The sequence below is a fragment of the Streptacidiphilus cavernicola genome, from assembly GCF_042510955.1.
In the GTDB taxonomy this organism is placed as follows: domain Bacteria; phylum Actinomycetota; class Actinomycetes; order Streptomycetales; family Streptomycetaceae; genus Streptacidiphilus; species Streptacidiphilus cavernicola.
In genome coordinates, this window is record NZ_JBHFAB010000001.1 from 92,924 (window position 1) to 108,937 (window position 16,014).

A 16,014-nucleotide genomic window follows, 5' to 3' on the forward strand; every position below is an offset into this window, starting at 1 on the left:
GCAGCACGCGCATTTCTCAACTCCCGTTTTCCGCACAATTCGTCCTCGGCCGACGATTGTGCGGTACAAGGGGGGCCTTGCCGCAAGGCCCCCCTTGCGCTATAAGTTAAGAGTGGCGAGGAGTAGCGGGAAACACTCCTTGCCTTTGTTGTGTCAGCCCGCGTGTCAGCCGCCGACGTACGCGGCCAGGTGCTCCCCGGTGAGGGTCGAGCGGGCCGCGACCAGGTCGGCCGGTGTCCCCTCGAAGACGATCCGGCCGCCGTCGTGCCCGGCCCCGGGGCCGAGGTCGATGATCCAGTCGGCGTGCGCCATCACCGCCTGGTGGTGCTCCACCACGATCACCGACTTGCCGGAGTCCACCAACCGGTCGAGCAGGCCCAGCAGTTGCTCCACGTCGGCCAGGTGCAGCCCGGCCGTCGGCTCGTCCAGGACGTAGACGCCGCCCTTCTCCGCCAGGTGGGTCGCCAGCTTGAGCCGCTGCCGTTCGCCGCCGGACAGGGTGGGCAGCGGTTGGCCGAGGGTGAGGTAGCCGAGCCCGACGTCGGCGAGCCGGGCCACGATCGCGTGCGCGGCCGGGGTGCGTGCCTCGCCGGAGCCGAAGAACTCCTCGGCCTCGGTCACCGACATCGCCAGCACCTCGCTGATGTCACGGCCGCCGAGGCGGTACTCCAGCACCGACGCCTCGAACCGCTTCCCCTCGCAGACCTCGCAGGTGGTGGCGACCCCGGCCATCATCGCCAGGTCGGTGTAGATGACGCCGTTGCCGTTGCAGTTGGGGCAGGCCCCCTCGGAGTTGGAGCTGAACAGGGCCGGCTTCACCCCGTTGGCCTTGGCGAACGCCTTCCGGATCGGGTCCAGCAGCCCGGTGTAGGTGGCCGGGTTGCTCCGCCGCGAGCCGCCGATCGCGCCCTGGTCGACGGACACCACCCCCGCACCCGCCGACCCTGCCCCTGCCCCTGCCCCTGCCCCTGCCCCTGCCCCCAACGACCCGTGCACCAGCGAGCTCTTTCCCGAGCCCGCCACGCCGGTGACCACGACCAGCACCCCGAGCGGGATGTCCACGTCGACGTCCCGCAGGTTGTGCGACGTCGCACCGCGGATCTCCAGCGCGCCGGTGGGCTTGCGCACCGTCTCCTTGACCGCGGCCCGGTCCTCCAGATGGCGGCCGGTGCTGGTGTCGCCGGCCCGCAGACCCGCGACCGTGCCCTCGAAGCAGACGCTGCCGCCCGCCGCGCCCGCGCCGGGGCCGAGGTCGACCACATGGTCGGCGATGGCGATCGTCTGCGGCTTGTGCTCCACCACCAGCACCGTGTTGCCCTTGTCCCGCAGCCGCAGCAGCAGGTCGTTCATCCGGGTGATGTCATGCGGGTGCAGACCCGTGGTCGGCTCGTCGAAGACGTAGGTGACGTCGGTGAGCGAGGAGCCGAGGTGACGGATCATCTTCACCCGCTGCGCCTCGCCGCCGGACAGCGTGCCCGAGGGCCGGTCCAGCGAGAGGTAGCCGAGGCCGATCTCCACGATCGAGTCGAGGATCTGCCGCAGTGCGGTCAGCAGCGGCGCCACCGAGGGCTCGTCCAGGCCGCGGACCCACTCGGCCAGGTCGCTGACCTGCATCGCACAGGCGTCGGCGATGTTGGCCTTCCCGATCCGGGACGACCGGGCGGGCCCGCTGAGCCGGGTGCCCTCGCACTCGGGGCAGACCGTGAAAGTGACCGCCCGGTCCACGAACGCCCGGATGTGCGGCTGCATCGCCTCCCGGTCCTTGGACAGCATCGACCGCTGGACCCGGAGGATCAGCCCCTCGTAGGTCATGTTGATGCCCTCGATCTTCATCCTGACCGGCTCGTGGTGCAGGAAGTCGCCGAGCTCCTTCTTGGTGAACTTCCGGATCGGCTTCTCCGGGTCGAAGAAGCCCGACGAGGCATAGAGCCGGTAGTTCCAGCCGCCTGGGGTGTAGCCGGGGATGGTCAGCGCACCCTCGGCGAGCGACTTGGAGTCGTCGAACAGCTGGCCGAGGTCGATGTCGGAGACAGAGCCACGGCCTTCGCAGCGCAGGCACATGCCGCCGGTGATGCTGAAGCTGCGCTTCTCCTTCACGGTCTTCCCGCTGCGCTCGATGGTGACCGCGCCGGCCCCGCTGATCGAGGGGACGTTGAAGGAGAACGCCTTGGGCGAGCCGATGTGCGGCTTGCCGAGCCGGCTGAAGAGGATGCGCAGCATCGCGTTGGCGTCGGTCGCGGTGCCGACCGTGGAGCGGGGGTCGGCGCCCAGCCGCTGCTGGTCGACGATGATCGCGGTGGTCAGCCCTTCGAGCACGTCGACGTCGGGCCGCGCCAGGGTCGGCATGAAGCCCTGCACGAAGGCGCTGTAGGTCTCGTTGATCATCCGCTGCGACTCGGCGGCGACCGTGTCGAAGACCAGGGAGCTCTTGCCCGAGCCGGAGACGCCGGTGAACACCGTCAGCCGGCGCTTGGGGATCTCGACGCTGACGTCCTTGAGGTTGTTCACGCGCGCGCCGTGCACGCGGATCAGGTCCTTGGTGTCGGCGACGTACGGATCCGCCTCGGTGGCCTTGCTCATCCTGTCTCCATACTGTGCGCGGCTCGGCTTCAGAACTTCAGGGCTTCAGGGCTTCGGGGCCCGGCGGTACTCAGCGGTCCTGGAGCAGCCCGAGGACGTTGCCGTCGGGGTCGGTGAAGGTGGCCACCAGGCGACCGCCGCCGACGTCGTTGGGGGCCGACTTCACCGTGCCGCCCGCCGCGGTCACCTCGGCCAGCTTGGCCTCGATGTCCGCCACGTGCCAGTAGTCCACCGGCGCGGCCATGTCCCCGCCCGGCACCAGCCCGATGTGCTGGCCGTCGGTCTCGTAGCCGACGTAGTAGGGCGCGTCGGCCACCGGCTCCACCCCGAGCAGGGCGGTGTACACGGCCTTGGCGGCGGCCAGGTCGGTCACCGGGTGCAGCACGGTCTTGATTCCCAGGGTGGGCGTGCCAGTCATGGTCTCTCCTGTAACTTGTGCCGTCGCATCGCGAGGGGGCCCGGCGGGCCGCGATGCCCTTGGCTGTCAGCCTAGGTCTGGCCCGGCGACCCGCGCTTCTCGATTCCTGACCGGTCCTGCCAACCGGGTGATCGCCGGAAGAGGGACGGCCGGTGGCCGGTGGAACCACGACCCGCCCGCACACCGTCTCAGCCGGGGTCGGCGACGGGGACGACGGCCGGGGCCGGCGGCAGGGCCGGATCAGAGGCCGGATCAGGGGGCGGGACGCATGGCGCGAAGGACGAGGTACTGGCTGGCCGGCGGGGCGCTGGCGCTGGCCGTGCTGGTCGGGGTCGGTTGGTGGGTATTCACTACCCCCCGCTACCGGGTGCCGCTGCCGCCCGCGGACGCGACGCCCGCGCAGGTCGCCATGGCGTACATGCACGCGCTGGACGCCGACGACCGGAGCACCGCCGAGGCGCTGTCCACCCCCGGGTACCGCTCCGAGACCGACCGGTGGCTCCGCGGGACGGCCGCCCTGCGCCGGATGAAGGTGACCGGCTCCACCGCAATGACCGCCGCGGACCACTGGCGGCTCCCCGGCCAGCCCTGGACCCAGGAGACCGACGTCTCGGTGGAGTTCGACTACCAGCAGGCCTGGTGGGACGACGACCCGAGCTTCGTCTCGGGTCACCACCTCTGGGGCTACCTCCTGGTGCGCGACGGCGGTCGCTGGCTGGTGAACGACTGCGGCACCGGCTGACGCAGGGTCAACCGGCCCGACACGGCAACCGGCAACCGGCGTAGCGTCAGCGGCTGCTGAGTCGAAAGGCGGTGTGGCCGAAGGCGACCCGGTCGCCGGGGCGGACGGTGACCGAGCCGATGATCCGCGAGCCGTTGACATGCGTGCCGTTGGTGGAGCCGAGGTCCAGCAGGGTCCAGACCGCGCCGTCCCGGCGGAGTTCGGCGTGGACGCGGGAGACCGAGTCATGGGTGAGCTTCAGGTCCGCACCGGGCAGCCGCCCGATCCGCAGGGTCGCCGCCCCCGCGGCGGGCAGCACCAGGGCGGGCAGCCAGGGGTTGCGCCAGGCGTCGCGCAGCCGCACGCCGAAGGCCGAGACCTGGCCGACCACCCGTACCGCGGCCCGGGAGAAGCGGCCCTGACCGGGCAGGTCCGCGACCAGCTGGTCGAGTTCGCCGCGCTCACGGGCGGTGAGGGCGATCTCGATCCTGCGCATGAAGGTGTCCGGCGACAGCCGCCCCTGCGCCGCGTGGTCGCGCAGCACGTCGATCGCCTGGTCGCGCTCGGCGTCCGAGAGCCGCACCACATGCGTCAGGGGCTCGGGGGTGGTCATGCCTCGATTGTCGGGCCTCGCTCCGGGCCCGTCCAGGGGCCTCCAGAGCCGTCGAGCGGCCGTCGAACGGCCCGTCAGGTCCGGGGCGGCAGCGGCAGCGGGAGAGCAGGCAGGCCGTCGATGCTGACCGGGTTGAACGGCTTGCTCGCGCAGTACGCCGCGAACTCCTCCTCCGACTTCCGGCCGAAGTACCGCACGTGCTCCTCGCGCTCGTCCTGGTACTCCATCAGCGGGACGGCGAAGCCGCAGCTGTCGCTGACCTGTTCGGCGTGCACCAGCACCACCGAGCGCAGGCCCGCGCCGTCGGCGTCGCCGAACCTGCCGACCAGCTCCGCGAAGCGCGGGTCGTCGCGGAACACCGGGTCGCCGTGGCCGTGCACCCGGAGGACCTTCGGCGGGCCGGTGAAGGCGCACCACATCAGCGTGATCCGGCCGTTCTCCCGCAGATGGGCCAGGGTCTCGGCGTGGCTGCCGCCGAAGTCGAGGTAGGCGAGCGTCAGCTCGTCCAGGACGACCAGCGTGCCCGCGCGCCCCTTCGGGGAGAGGTTGACCCGGCCCTGCTCGGAGAGCGGCGCGGTGGCGACGAAGAACACCGGCTGCTCCTCGATGAACGAGCGCAACCGCGGAGTGATGACCTCATACGTCTGTCCCATGGCCCCAGTATCGGCGGTCGCCCGGAGCCGCGGCGGAGAATATCCGGGACGCCGAACCGCAACCCGCCAGCCCGCAACCCGCCCGACCACTACCCGCCGGACACGAACTCCCGGATCGCGTCGGCGAACGCGGTGGGCTGGTCCTCGGCGAGCAGGGTGCCGCTGTCCGCGATCTCCCGGTAGCGGCCGTCGGGGAACAGCGCGGCGAGCCTGGGCCCGTGCGCCGGCGGCATGATCCGGTCCTCGGCGCCCCAGACCACCAGCACCGGACGGTCGAAGGCGCCGGCCTGCGCCGCCGCCTGCTCAAGCCGCCCCGGCCGGGCCGCGCGCAGGTACGCGGTCAGGTCGCGCCGGGCCGCTTTGCTGCCGAGCAGCGGACGCACCCAACCGTCGGTGATCGCCCGCGGCACCGGACGCTCGGTCAGCCGCCCGTACGCCACCGGCAGTCGGCGCAGCAGCGGGAGGCGCAGCGGCTGCGCGGACGCGGAGACCCCGCCGGGGAGCTTGGCGGCCAGCCAGATCGAACGGCCGGGCAGCCCCGGCGGGAAGTTGTCGAACGCCTCGATCGAGGCCAGCACCAGCCGGGCGATCCGGGCCGCCGCCGGGGCGTCGGAGACCGCCAGCAGCATGCCGGTGGACACGTCGTTCTGCACCAGGGTGACGCCGGTGAGGTCCAGTGCGTCCAGGAAGTCGCCGAGCAGCCGGGCCATGCCGTCCGGCGAGAGGTCGGCGCCGGGCCTGATCCGGCCCAGGTGCGAGCCGAACGGGAGGGTGGGGACCACCACCCGGTGCTGGTCGCACAGTTCGTCGACGACATGGCGCCAGACGCTGCCGTCCATGGCCAGGCCGTGCACCAGCACCAGGACCGGTCCTTCGCCCCCGGTGTCGGTGTACTCGACGGTTCCGGCCGGGAGTTCGACCGCGCGGGTCTCCAAGTCAGCCATGGGAGCCAGCCTAACCCCGTCCTGCGTATGCGGACTGATCAGGCGTCACATTCCGGTTCAGACGGCGCTGCCGGCCTTCCAGGCCGTCCAGGACAGGTTCCAGCCGTTCAGGCCGTTGGCCGGGTCGACGATGCGGTCACCGGAGTTGACCACCTCGACCACGTCGCCGGTGATCGAGCTGTTGTAGAAGACGGCGGCCGGGGTGGCCGGGTCCCCCGCGCCCTTGGCGTCGTGCATGCCGACGCAGCCGTGGCTGGTGTTGGCGCTGCCGAAGACGGAGGTGTCGGCCCAGTAGTTGCCGTGGATGAAGGTCCCGGAGGTGGTCAGCCGCTGGGCGTGCGGGACGTCGGCGATGTCGTACTCGCCGCCGAGGTTGACGGTCTGCGAGTTCATCCGGGTCTGCAGCAGCTTCTCGGAGATGACCATCTTGCCGCCCCAGGTGGTGTGTTCGGGGGAGCCGCCGGATATCGGCCAGGTCTGGGTGACCTTGCCGTTCCTGGTGACCGTGAGCCGCTTGGCGCCGAGGTCGGCGACGCTGGTCTGGCTGCGGCCGATGGTGAAGCCGACGTCCTTGGACTGGGTGCCGTAGACGCCGGGGGACGCCTGCACGTCCTTGAGCCGCAGCTTGAGGGTGACCCTGGTGCCGGGCGTCCAGTAGGCCTGCGGGCGGAAGTCGAGCCTGGTGTCGCTGAACCAATGGCCGACCACCTCGACCGCGGGCGACGCGGTGACGGTGACCGCCCGCTGGACCGCGGCCCGGTCGGTGACCGGCTTGTTGAAGTTGATCGAGACCGGCATGCCCACGCCCACGGTGGTGCCGTCCTCCGGGGTGAAGAAGCCGACCACGGTCTTCGCCGGGGCGCCGGTGGCGAAGCCGGTCTCCTTGACGGTCTCGACCCGGTGCACGTCCTCCGCGGTGGCGCTGACCCGGTAGCTGCTGCCGGAGCTGAGCGGGCCGGTGCTGGACCAGCTGAGCCGGTCGGCGGCGAGCGTCCCGGCGACCGGCTTGCCGTCAGGGCCGGTGACGCTGACCGCGCTGAGTGTCCCGCCGCTGACGACCACCCGCACCGGGGCGGTGAAGTCGACCCGTTTGGCGCCGTTCGCCGGGGTGACGGTGACCACCGCCGCGGAGACCGCGGGGGCGGTGGTCCCGGCGACCGAACCGCTCTGGCCGCCGTCGGGGGCCGAGCCCTTGCCGCCGCCGGAGCAGGCGGCCACCGCCAGCACCGGCAGCGCCGCGAGACCCGTCACCACCGAGCGGCGTCGCCAGGCACGTCCGCTGTCGCTGCCGCTCTGCTCGGTCACGTCGTCACACGCCCTCTCGCCGGTTCAGTCATATGAACCTAAACCAGACAATACGATTCGCCCAATCCGGACTGAACCGGACATGCAGAACCGGAGCGGGACCGGAGCGAGCGGGAGGCAGGCGCCCGGCGGCGGCGGACACCTGCCCGGCGCCACGGCTACTCGGTGTCGTAGAGGTCCCAGTCCTCGTTCTCCGGGTCGTAGTCCACCGGCTGCGACTCCCAGGTCGCCTCGGCCAGCTCCACCCCGGGGACGCCGGACAGCAGCGCGACCGGGTCGACGAAGTGGGCGATCGCCCCGGCCGGGTCGATCTCAATGGCGGCGACCGCCTCGGCCCGCTCCTCCTCTTCGAGGAACTCATCCGCGCGAACCTGCTCCAGGGCTGCGACCTGCAGCTCCTTCTCGTCCACGATCTCCACGATCAGTTCGATCTGCAGTCGGACGTAGCGAGACGCGGTCTCGTCGTCCGGGATCCCGCTGGTTTCGGTTGTCATGGTTCGACCCTATCCAAGAGACCTCCGGCTCATTAGCATCGTCGGCACCACACACCGCCAGGGAGCGACATTGAGCACCCGCCGCCCACTCACCACCACCGCGATAGCCGCCGGTATCGGCACGGTCGCCGCGCTGGCACTGGGCCCGATCGCGTCCGCCGCCACCACGCAGGCGGGAGACCGCGAGGCGCACACCGCGGCAGGCGTGTCCCAGGCGGCGGCGTCCGCCGACGGCGCGCACAGCAGCATGGCGCTGGCCGACACCGGGGTGGACACCGAGCCGTACGCCCTGGGCGGGGTCGCGTTCCTGGTCGCCGGGGTCGGCCTGGTCTTCGTGAGCCGCCGCACCGCGCACTGAGCGCCGGGCAGTGAGCCACCGGGCCGCAGGGCCCGTCATCCGAGCCGAGACACCAGTAGGGCCGGGCCGCGAGGACCGGCCCTACTGTCTCCGCTGTGTCCCCCACCCGGGAACGCGGAGCTGGTGCCGCGGGGACCACCGCACCCTGTGGATCGGTCGGGACCGACAGGGGCGGGACGACGGCGATCCCCACGGGCGGGGACGCGGCCGGCCGGGTCAGGGCCGTCCGACGCGTCCTGAGGTGACCGCTGGTCCGGGAGCCGCTCCGGACCTCCGCCGCCACCACGCTCGGCTTCTTGCCGTGATGACAACAATGCACGGCGGTTGTTAACCGCGTGCTGCGGTCACATGTCGCGGGTGTACCAGTCCGGGGGGATTCAGTGAACAGCCGCCGGAGTGCCGTGGGCGGTCATGAACGCCAGCAGATCCTGCCGGGTGACGATGCCCTGCGGTTTTCCGTCCACCAGCACCACCGCCGCGTCGGCCTTCTCCAGCACCGCCATCAGCCGGGTCACCGACTCGCCCGAGCCCACCACCGGGAGCGGGGGCGACATGTGACTGCCGATCGGCTCGTCCAGCTGGAACCGCTTCGCGAACAGACCGTCCAGCAGGTCGCGTTCCACGATGGAGCCGACCACCTCGCCCGCCATCACGTCCGGGTGCCCCGCGCCGGGCGAGACGACCGGCATCTGGGAGACCCCGAACTCGCGCAGAATGTGCACGGCCTCGCCCACCGACTCGTTCGGGTGAATGTGCACGAACTGGGGAATGCCCCCGTGCTCCTGCGCGTCCTTGCGGGCCAGGACGTCGACCGCGACCGCCTCGGTGCCGCCCTCGTCCAGGAAGCCGTAGTCCTGCATCCACTCGTTGTTGAAGATCTTGGAGAGGTAGCCGCGGCCCGAGTCCGGCAGCAGCACCACCACCACGTCGTCCGGGCCGAGCCGCTCGGCCACCCGCAGCGCCGCCACTACCGCCATCCCGCAGGAGCCGCCGACCAGCAGGCCCTCCTCCTTGGCGAGCCGGCGGGTCATCTGGAACGAGTCCTTGTCCGAGACCGGCACGATCTCGTCCGCGACGCTGCGGTCGTAGGCGGTCGGCCAGAAGTCCTCGCCGACGCCCTCGACCAGGTAGGGGCGGCCGGTGCCGCCCGAGTAGACCGAGCCCTCCGGGTCCGCGCCGATCACCTTCACCGCGCCGCCCGAGGCGTCCTTGAGGTAGCGGCCGGTGCCGGAGATGGTCCCGCCGGTGCCGACGCCGGCGACGAAGTGGGTGATCCGGCCCTCGGTCTGGTCCCACAGCTCGGGGCCGGTGGAGTGGTAGTGGCTGGCCGGGTTCTCCGGGTTGGAGTACTGGTCGGGCTTCCAGGCGCCGGGGGTCTCCCGGACCAGCCGGTCGCTGACGTTGTAGTAGGAGTCCGGGTGCTCCGGGGCGACCGCGGTCGGGCAGACCACGACCTCGGCGCCGTACGCCCGGAGCACGTTGATCTTGTCGGTGGAGACCTTGTCGGGGCAGACGAAGATGCAGTGGTAGCCCTTCTGCTGCGCCACGATCGCCAGGCCCACTCCGGTGTTGCCGGAGGTCGGCTCGACGATGGTGCCGCCGGGCTTCAGCGCGCCCGACGCCTCGGCCGCCTCGATCATCCGGATCGCGATCCGGTCCTTCACCGAGCCGCCCGGGTTGAAGTACTCGACCTTGGCCAGGACGGTGGCACTGATCCCCTCGGCGACCTTGTTGAGGCGCACGAGCGGGGTGTTCCCGACCAGGTCGATGATCGATTCGTGGTACCGCACGGGATCTCCTCCGCGGTTCGTCTGAATTCTCCTGGACGCACGGATTGTCGCCCTGTTGGGATCAGCGTAGTGGGGCACACTGCCTGAGTAACGACGTAGAGGGAGTGGGGGTCGGCTGATGTCCAGGGCACGAGTGGCGCGGCGCATTGCCGCCGCGGCGGCGTACGGGGGCGGCGGGATCGGACTGGTCGGCGTCGGGTTCGCCGGAGTCCTGCTGACCGAGGCGAAGTTGGCCGAGCACACCCTGAACACCCTGGAGGGCCAGCCGCCGCGGGCCGACGGCGTCTACGGCCGGGACGTCGCCGACGGGGACGCCGCACCGCTGGTACTGGGCGTGCTCGGGGACTCCACCGCGGCCGGCTTCGGCGCGAACCGGGCCAGGGAGACGCTGGGGGCGCTGCTCGCGGGCGGGGTGGCCTCGGTGGCCGAGCGCCCGGTGCGGCTGACCGTCGCCGCCGTGAACGGCGCCACCTCGGAGGACCTGGAGCGCCAGGTCGGCGTGGTCCTGCCGGAGCGGCCGGACGTGGTGCTGGTCATGATCGGCGCCAATGACGTGACCCAGCGGGTCGCGGTGGCGCACGCGGTACGGATGCTCGGCGAGGCGGTCCGCCGGATGGAGTCGGCCGGGATCAGGGTCGTCGTCGGCACCTGCCCGGACCTCGGCACCATCGAGCCGGTCCGGCCGCCGCTGCGCTGGCTGGCCCGGCGGGCCAGCCGCCAGCTCGCCGCCGCGCAGACCATCGCCGTGGTCGAGGCGGGCGGGCGCAGCGTCTCGCTGGGCGACCTGCTCGGCCCGGAGTTCAGCGGCCGTCCGGAGATGTTCGCCTCGGACCGCTACCACCCCTCGGCGCAGGGCTACGCGACCGCGGCGATGGCGCTGCTGCCGTCGGTGTGCGCGGTGCTGGACCTGTGGCCCGGCGGCGTGATCGAGGAGCACCCGGACGCCTTCCGCGGCGAGGGCGTGCTGCCGGTCGCCCAGGCGGCGGCCGAGGCGGCCGGGCGCGGCGGCACCGAGGTGGTCGGCGCGGCCGTGCTCGGCTCGGAGTCCGGGCCGCGCGGGCGCTGGGCGCTGCTGAAGCACCGCAGGCGGCGGACCCTGCCGGACGAGGCGGCCGTGGCCGGGGCGACGGACCTGCCGGAGGGGGCGGACGGGGCGGACGGGGAGCCGGACCCGGGCCCGAGCGGCGCTCCCGGCGATGACGCAAGGTCAGGTAATTCACACGCCGTCGGCGCTGACTCGGGTTGTACCTGAGAGTAACTTGGGCCTGATCGACCCGAACCGCAGCCGCCGGTCCACCCCTGGAGCCCACCATGCCCGAAGCCGTCATCGTCAGCACCGCCCGCTCCCCGATCGGCCGGGCGTTCAAGGGATCGCTGAAGGACGTCCGCCCGGACGACCTGACCGCGGCCATCGTCAGGGCAGCGCTGGACAAGATCCCGGCGCTCGACCCGCGCGACATCGACGACCTGATGCTCGGCTGCGGCCTGCCCGGCGGCGAGCAGGGCCACAACCTGGGCCGCGTGGTCGCGGTCCAGCTCGGCATGGACCACCTGCCGGGCTGCACGGTCACCCGTTACTGCTCCTCCTCGCTGCAGACCAGCCGGATGGCGCTGCACGCGATCAAGGCCGGCGAGGGCGACGTCTTCATCTCGGCCGGGGTCGAGACGGTCTCGCGCAGCATCAAGGGCTCCTCGGACGGCCTGCCGGACACCAAGAACCCGCTGTTCGCCGACGCCGAGGCGCGCACCGTGGCCACCGCCTCGCAGACCGGCGCGCCGGTCTGGACCGACCCGCGCGAGGGCGGCCTGCTCCCGGACGTCTACATCGCCATGGGCCAGACCGCGGAGAACCTCGCCAAGCTCAAGGGGATCTCCCGGCAGGAGCAGGACGAGTTCGGCGTGCGCTCGCAGAACCTGGCCGAGAAGGCCATCGCGGACGGCTTCTGGGCCCGCGAGATCACCCCGGTGACCACCCCGGACGGCACCGTGGTCAGCGCCGACGACGGCCCGCGAGCCGGGGTCACCCTGGAGGCGGTCTCCGGCCTGAAGCCGGTGTTCCGCCCGGACGGCACGGTCAACGCGGGCAACTGCTGCCCGCTGAACGACGGCGCGGCGGCCCTGGTGATCATGTCCGACACCAAGGCCCGTGAGCTGGGCCTGACCCCGCTGGCCCGGATCGTCTCCACCGGCGTCTCCGGCCTCTCCCCCGAGATCATGGGCTACGGCCCGGTCGAGGCGTCCAAGCAGGCGCTGAAGCGGGCCGGTCTGGGCATCGGCGACATCGACCTGGTCGAGATCAACGAGGCCTTCGCGGCCCAGGTCATCCCCTCCTACCGGGACCTGGGCGTGGACCTGGACCGGCTGAACGTCAACGGCGGCGGCATCGCGGTCGGACACCCGTTCGGGATGACCGGCGCCCGGATCACCACCACCTTGATCAACTCGCTGCAGTGGCACGACAAGCAGTTCGGCCTGGAGACCATGTGCGTCGGCGGCGGCCAGGGCATGGCGATGGTGATCGAGCGGCTCAGCTGACCGCTCTCATGAAATCTTCACAATGACCCGTTTGGCCCTGCGCCGGGTGGGTAAGGTCCGGATCACACTGTGCCGTGATCCGGGCCTTTTTCGTCATATGAGGGACACAGAATATCGACGGACAGTGATCCTGCGACTCCGCGCCGTTGACATTTCGGCTGATGAGGGGTCCGAAGCAGGCGTATGTCACACATGAGAAGGACATTACGTACTCCCGCTGAGCCGCGGCGTGGGGCACTGTGGGGTTGACCGCCAGTTCGACCCTTCACTAGGGGTGCCCTCCATGACCGTCGTCACCGTAGTCCTCCTCGTCCTCAGCGCCGCCCTGCTGGCCACCGCCGGCGTGGCCGGGGCGACCCTGCTCTCCCTGCGTGCCCTCACCCGGCGCTTCGACGCCGCCGTGCGGGAGGCGGTGACCACCGCGCTGGCCGAGGACCGCGAGCGGGAGATGGTCGAGGCCCGCGCCTTCTGGGCCGAGCAGGAGGCCCGCGCGTCCGAGGACGCCGACCTGGACGACGACTCCTCGTACGCGACCGGGCCGTTCGGCAACGAGAGCGTGTTCGACAGCGAGAACCTGGTGCTCCTGCCCGCACCGCGCGGCTACGTGGACGACGAGGGCGAGATGGACGCCGAGTTCGCCGACGCCCTGCGCTCGGTGCTGGAGGAGATGATCTCCGAGGGCAACGGCGCGGCCGGCCACCCGGCCCCCGGCGCCGCGGCCCCGGCCGCGCCCGCCCCGGCCGCGCACCCGTCCCACCCCGGCTTCATCCCGCAGCCCACCCCCACCCCGGAGTGGACCGACCTGCGGCTGGACGAGCTGGTCGCCGTCGGCGTGGCGCTGCGCGACGTCCGCCCCGGCCCGATGGGCACGCTGGACGTCTACGTCTTCGAGGACGAGACCACCCTGTGCATCGCCCCCGGCGACCCGGTGGCCGGGGCGCGGCTGCGCGAGGCCATCGTCAGCGGCACCGAGGTGCGGCTGCTGGGCAACTCCCGGCTCTCCGGCGCGCACGCGCTGACCTTCGCCCTGGGCGAGGCCGAGGAGACCGTCTACATCCTCGCGGACCGGGTCGTGGCCAGCCTGTAGCAGGCGTCCAGCTCGGCCAGCGACTCGGCGAGCAGCCGCTCGGCGGCGGCGCCGTCGCCGTCCTCCTCGGAGCTGCCGTCCTCGGGGCCCGCGTCCTCGGGGCCGCCGTCCTTCGGCCGGTGGGCCGCCGCCAGGGCCGCGGCCAGGTCGTGGCCGGTCACCGCGATCTGGTCGCCCACCGAGAAGATACCGGCGTCCGGCAGTTCCGGCCGGGCCGGGCCGCCCTCCAGCAACTGCGCCCTCCGGGCCAGCCGACGGGCCAGCAGCAGCCCCTCCGGGGCCAGTTCGGCCAGCCGCCGCTGCGGCATCGACCGGAAGCGGTCGGCCAGGCGGTCGGCGGCGTGCAGCAGGGCGCTCGGGTCGGACATGGCTTGAGCGTATCCAACGGCGACCATTGCCAAGGCTTCCGCCCTCAGGCAGAGTCAGAAGACGGATTCGGTCCATCCTCGGTCCATCTCTGGAGGCGCCGCGTGTCCCTCATGTACTCGATGGAAACCCACCACAACCTGCTCTCGCGCATCCCCGCGGTGACCGGCAAACCGCTGGACGACTGGCTCAAGGCCGTGGGCGACGGGCCCGGCCTGCTCCGCTGCGAGGAGAAGATCGACTGGCTGCGGCGGGAGTACGGCATCTCCTACGGCTACGCCAAGGCCCTCGTACACGAGTACGACCTACGCCGCGCCGCCGCGCGCATGTCAAAGTAAACGCGCTGTCAGACACCGATCCAGGCGACGAGCTGCTTGGCGATCTCCGGGACTTCCAACTCGCCAGTGGCTACCGCCACGACGAACACCTCGGCCTCATCGACCGGAGCGATCAGACGCACGCCGTTGAGCCGCAGCATCATGCGCATGGCCAGCCACGCCGTGCGCTTGTTGCCGTCCACGAGAGCATGGTTGCGTGCCAGGGAATGCAGCAGCGCGGCGGCCTTCTCGGGCAGCGTCGGGTACGCCTCGACACCGAACACATCAGTCCTCGGGCGCTCCACCGAGGACTGCAGCAGACCGAAGTCGCGCACGGCATGCCGGGATCCGGTGACCCGCTCAACGATCACCAGAACCTCCGGCAGATCGAGGTAGATCACGCCAGACGATCCAACAGCTCCGCGTCCTCGGTCATGACTTGATCAAGGATGTCCGAGAACAGCTCGGTTCGGCGCGTCACGTAGATGTGGATGGCTTCAGTGGCCAGCTCCTGCTTGCTGCGGCCCTCTGCCTTGGCGCGCTCGGTCAGAAGCTGGTCATCGAGCTCAGGGAGTCGCAGCGTCATAGCCATACCGAGATGGTATCACGCTGGTATCAGTCGTCGGCGGCGCACGCCTGGACAGGCTCCAGCCGTTTGTGCAGCAGGAGCATGTCCAGGCCATGACATACTTTGTGCCCGGAGCCGGATTCGAACCGGCACGGCCTGGCGGCCAGCGAGGTTTAAGCTCGCCGTGTCTGCGTTCCACCATCCGGGCCCTTCCGCATCCCAGAGCCTAGCCGCAGGCCACCCCTGCCTGCTGCCCGGTTGATAGGAAGTTGTCTTATTTCACTGATACTTGACGCTTCGTCGGCGCAGATCGAACGCATCTGAGCCTCTAAGGGGCGGGTCATCCCATCGGAGGAGGGGCCGGGCCGACCCGTACGACGCAAGGCGGTACGGGCAACCGTTCCGGCGGGCGACTACGGCGTGTGATCGCAGGGAGAGGATGGGTGCATCCCATCGCCTCACTCCCTGGAGTCGCCCCGTGCCTCCGACCCTGCCGACCACCACCCTGACCGCGGCCGCGGCCCGCGCCGTCGGCCTGAGCAAGGTCTACGGCGAGGGCGACACCCGCGTCACCGCCCTCGACGACGTCTCGGTCGACTTCCCGCGCGGGCAGTTCACGGCGATCATGGGCCCATCCGGCTCCGGCAAGTCGACGCTGATGCACTGCATGGCCGGTCTGGACACGGTCACCTCGGGATCGGCCCGGATCGGCGAGACCGAGCTGGTCGGGCTGAAGGACAAGCAGCTGACCAAGCTGCGCCGGGACCAGATCGGATTCGTGTTCCAGTCGTTCAACCTGCTGCCGACACTGACCGCGATCGAGAACATCACCCTGCCCATGGACATCGCCGGGCGGAAGCCCGACCGGGCCTGGCTGGACCAGGTGGTGCGGACGGTCGGGCTGGCCGACCGGCTCGGCCACCGCCCGTCCCAGCTGTCCGGCGGCCAGCAGCAGCGGGTCGCCTGCGCCCGCGCGCTGGCCTCCCGGCCGGAGATCATCTTCGCCGACGAGCCCACCGGCAACCTGGACTCCCGCTCCGGCGCGGAGATCCTCGGCTTCCTCCGCAACTCGGTGCGGGAGCTGGGCCAGACCGTGGTGATGGTGACCCACGACCCGGTCGCCGCCTCCTACGCGGACCGGGTGGTGTTCCTCGCCGACGGCAGGATCGTCGACGAGATGCAGGCCCCGACCGCCGACGGCGTCCTGGACCGGATGCGTCGCTTCGACGCCGCCGGCCGGACCAGCTGAGCGGGGGTCAGCCACC

The 16,014-nt window shown here is 71.4% G+C and carries 18 protein-coding genes and 1 tRNA gene; 7 read left to right on the forward strand and 12 right to left on the reverse strand.

Annotated elements, in window-relative coordinates:
• Positions 1-165: 165 nt before the first annotated feature.
• Both ACEZDE_RS00415 and ACEZDE_RS00420 read right to left on the reverse strand, forming a co-directional pair.
• Positions 166-2,580, reverse strand: a complete 2,415-nt coding sequence (locus tag ACEZDE_RS00415; protein ID WP_380530270.1) for an ATP-binding cassette domain-containing protein — start codon at positions 2,578-2,580, stop codon at positions 166-168.
• Positions 2,581-2,650: 70 nt separating this feature from the next.
• Complete coding sequence (locus ACEZDE_RS00420) at positions 2,651-2,998, reverse strand: VOC family protein (RefSeq protein ID WP_380530273.1); 348 nt, start codon at positions 2,996-2,998, stop codon at positions 2,651-2,653.
• Between the two features lie 268 nt (positions 2,999-3,266).
• Between ACEZDE_RS00420 and ACEZDE_RS00425 the strand changes: the two genes are divergently transcribed.
• A complete protein-coding gene (locus ACEZDE_RS00425; protein ID WP_380530276.1) occupies positions 3,267-3,740 on the forward strand; it encodes a hypothetical protein in 474 nt (157 codons plus the stop codon).
• A gap of 46 nt (positions 3,741-3,786) precedes the next feature.
• On the opposite strand, the gene ACEZDE_RS00430 is transcribed toward ACEZDE_RS00425, so the two are convergent.
• From ACEZDE_RS00430 to ACEZDE_RS00450, 5 genes are all read right to left on the reverse strand, one after another.
• The gene (locus ACEZDE_RS00430; RefSeq protein WP_380530279.1) at positions 3,787-4,332 is read right to left on the reverse strand and encodes an FHA domain-containing protein; all 546 of its coding nucleotides are present in this window, start codon (positions 4,330-4,332) and stop codon (positions 3,787-3,789) included.
• Positions 4,333-4,406: 74 nt separating this feature from the next.
• Positions 4,407-4,985 carry a pyridoxamine 5'-phosphate oxidase family protein gene (locus tag ACEZDE_RS00435; protein ID WP_380530281.1) on the reverse strand — a complete coding sequence of 193 codons (579 nt, stop codon included), beginning with the start codon at positions 4,983-4,985 and terminating at the stop codon, positions 4,407-4,409.
• 89 nt (positions 4,986-5,074) lie between these two features.
• Complete coding sequence (locus ACEZDE_RS00440; protein ID WP_380530284.1) at positions 5,075-5,929, reverse strand: alpha/beta fold hydrolase; 855 nt, start codon at positions 5,927-5,929, stop codon at positions 5,075-5,077.
• A gap of 57 nt (positions 5,930-5,986) precedes the next feature.
• On the reverse strand, positions 5,987-7,234 hold the full coding sequence (locus ACEZDE_RS00445; protein WP_380530287.1) for a L,D-transpeptidase: 1,248 nt from the start codon (positions 7,232-7,234) through the stop codon (positions 5,987-5,989).
• A 158-nt stretch (positions 7,235-7,392) separates the two neighbouring features.
• Positions 7,393-7,728 (reverse strand): hypothetical protein, encoded by a 336-nt coding sequence (locus ACEZDE_RS00450; RefSeq protein WP_380530290.1) that lies wholly within the window; start codon positions 7,726-7,728, stop codon positions 7,393-7,395.
• 70 nt (positions 7,729-7,798) lie between these two features.
• Between ACEZDE_RS00450 and ACEZDE_RS00455 the strand changes: the two genes are divergently transcribed.
• Positions 7,799-8,086, forward strand: a complete 288-nt coding sequence (locus ACEZDE_RS00455; RefSeq protein WP_380530293.1) for a hypothetical protein — start codon at positions 7,799-7,801, stop codon at positions 8,084-8,086.
• Between the two features lie 377 nt (positions 8,087-8,463).
• Here the strand turns inward: ACEZDE_RS00455 and ACEZDE_RS00460 are convergent, their stop codons facing one another.
• Entirely contained in the window at positions 8,464-9,876 is a 1,413-nt protein-coding gene (locus ACEZDE_RS00460; RefSeq protein WP_380530296.1) for a cystathionine beta-synthase, read from the reverse strand.
• Between the two features lie 118 nt (positions 9,877-9,994).
• On the opposite strand from ACEZDE_RS00460, the gene ACEZDE_RS00465 reads away from it, so the two are divergent.
• The 3 genes from ACEZDE_RS00465 (at position 9,995) to ACEZDE_RS00475 (ending at position 13,498) form a co-directional block, all read left to right on the forward strand.
• Positions 9,995-11,128, forward strand: a complete 1,134-nt coding sequence (locus ACEZDE_RS00465) for an SGNH/GDSL hydrolase family protein (RefSeq protein ID WP_380530299.1) — start codon at positions 9,995-9,997, stop codon at positions 11,126-11,128.
• A 59-nt stretch (positions 11,129-11,187) separates the two neighbouring features.
• Positions 11,188-12,411, forward strand: coding sequence for an acetyl-CoA C-acetyltransferase (locus ACEZDE_RS00470; protein ID WP_380530300.1), 1,224 nt, complete (start codon positions 11,188-11,190; stop codon positions 12,409-12,411).
• Positions 12,412-12,694: 283 nt separating this feature from the next.
• Complete coding sequence (locus ACEZDE_RS00475) at positions 12,695-13,498, forward strand: hypothetical protein (RefSeq protein ID WP_380530303.1); 804 nt, start codon at positions 12,695-12,697, stop codon at positions 13,496-13,498.
• Here the strand turns inward: ACEZDE_RS00475 and ACEZDE_RS00480 are convergent.
• The gene (locus tag ACEZDE_RS00480; protein WP_380530306.1) at positions 13,462-13,866 is read right to left on the reverse strand and encodes a hypothetical protein; all 405 of its coding nucleotides are present in this window, start codon (positions 13,864-13,866) and stop codon (positions 13,462-13,464) included. The genes ACEZDE_RS00475 and ACEZDE_RS00480 overlap by 37 nt on opposite strands.
• A 111-nt stretch (positions 13,867-13,977) precedes the next feature.
• On the opposite strand from ACEZDE_RS00480, the gene ACEZDE_RS00485 reads away from it, so the two are divergent.
• On the forward strand, positions 13,978-14,202 hold the full coding sequence (locus ACEZDE_RS00485) for a DUF4287 domain-containing protein (protein WP_380531154.1): 225 nt from the start codon (positions 13,978-13,980) through the stop codon (positions 14,200-14,202).
• An 8-nt stretch (positions 14,203-14,210) separates the two neighbouring features.
• Here the strand turns inward: ACEZDE_RS00485 and ACEZDE_RS00490 are convergent, their stop codons facing one another.
• The 3 genes from ACEZDE_RS00490 to ACEZDE_RS00500 all read right to left on the reverse strand — a co-directional run bounded on the left by ACEZDE_RS00490 (position 14,211) and on the right by ACEZDE_RS00500 (position 14,957).
• Positions 14,211-14,582 carry a type II toxin-antitoxin system death-on-curing family toxin gene (locus tag ACEZDE_RS00490; RefSeq protein WP_380530309.1) on the reverse strand — a complete coding sequence of 124 codons (372 nt, stop codon included), beginning with the start codon at positions 14,580-14,582 and terminating at the stop codon, positions 14,211-14,213.
• On the reverse strand, positions 14,579-14,773 hold the full coding sequence (locus ACEZDE_RS00495) for a hypothetical protein (RefSeq protein WP_380530312.1): 195 nt from the start codon (positions 14,771-14,773) through the stop codon (positions 14,579-14,581). Before ACEZDE_RS00495 ends, ACEZDE_RS00490 begins: the two co-directional genes overlap by 4 nt.
• 102 nt (positions 14,774-14,875) lie before the next feature.
• A tRNA-Leu gene (locus ACEZDE_RS00500) sits at positions 14,876-14,957 on the reverse strand.
• A 270-nt stretch (positions 14,958-15,227) separates the two neighbouring features.
• Here ACEZDE_RS00500 and ACEZDE_RS00505 point away from each other — a divergent pair.
• Positions 15,228-15,998 (forward strand): ABC transporter ATP-binding protein, encoded by a 771-nt coding sequence (locus tag ACEZDE_RS00505; RefSeq protein WP_380530314.1) that lies wholly within the window; start codon positions 15,228-15,230, stop codon positions 15,996-15,998.
• Positions 15,999-16,014: the final 16 nt, after the last annotated feature.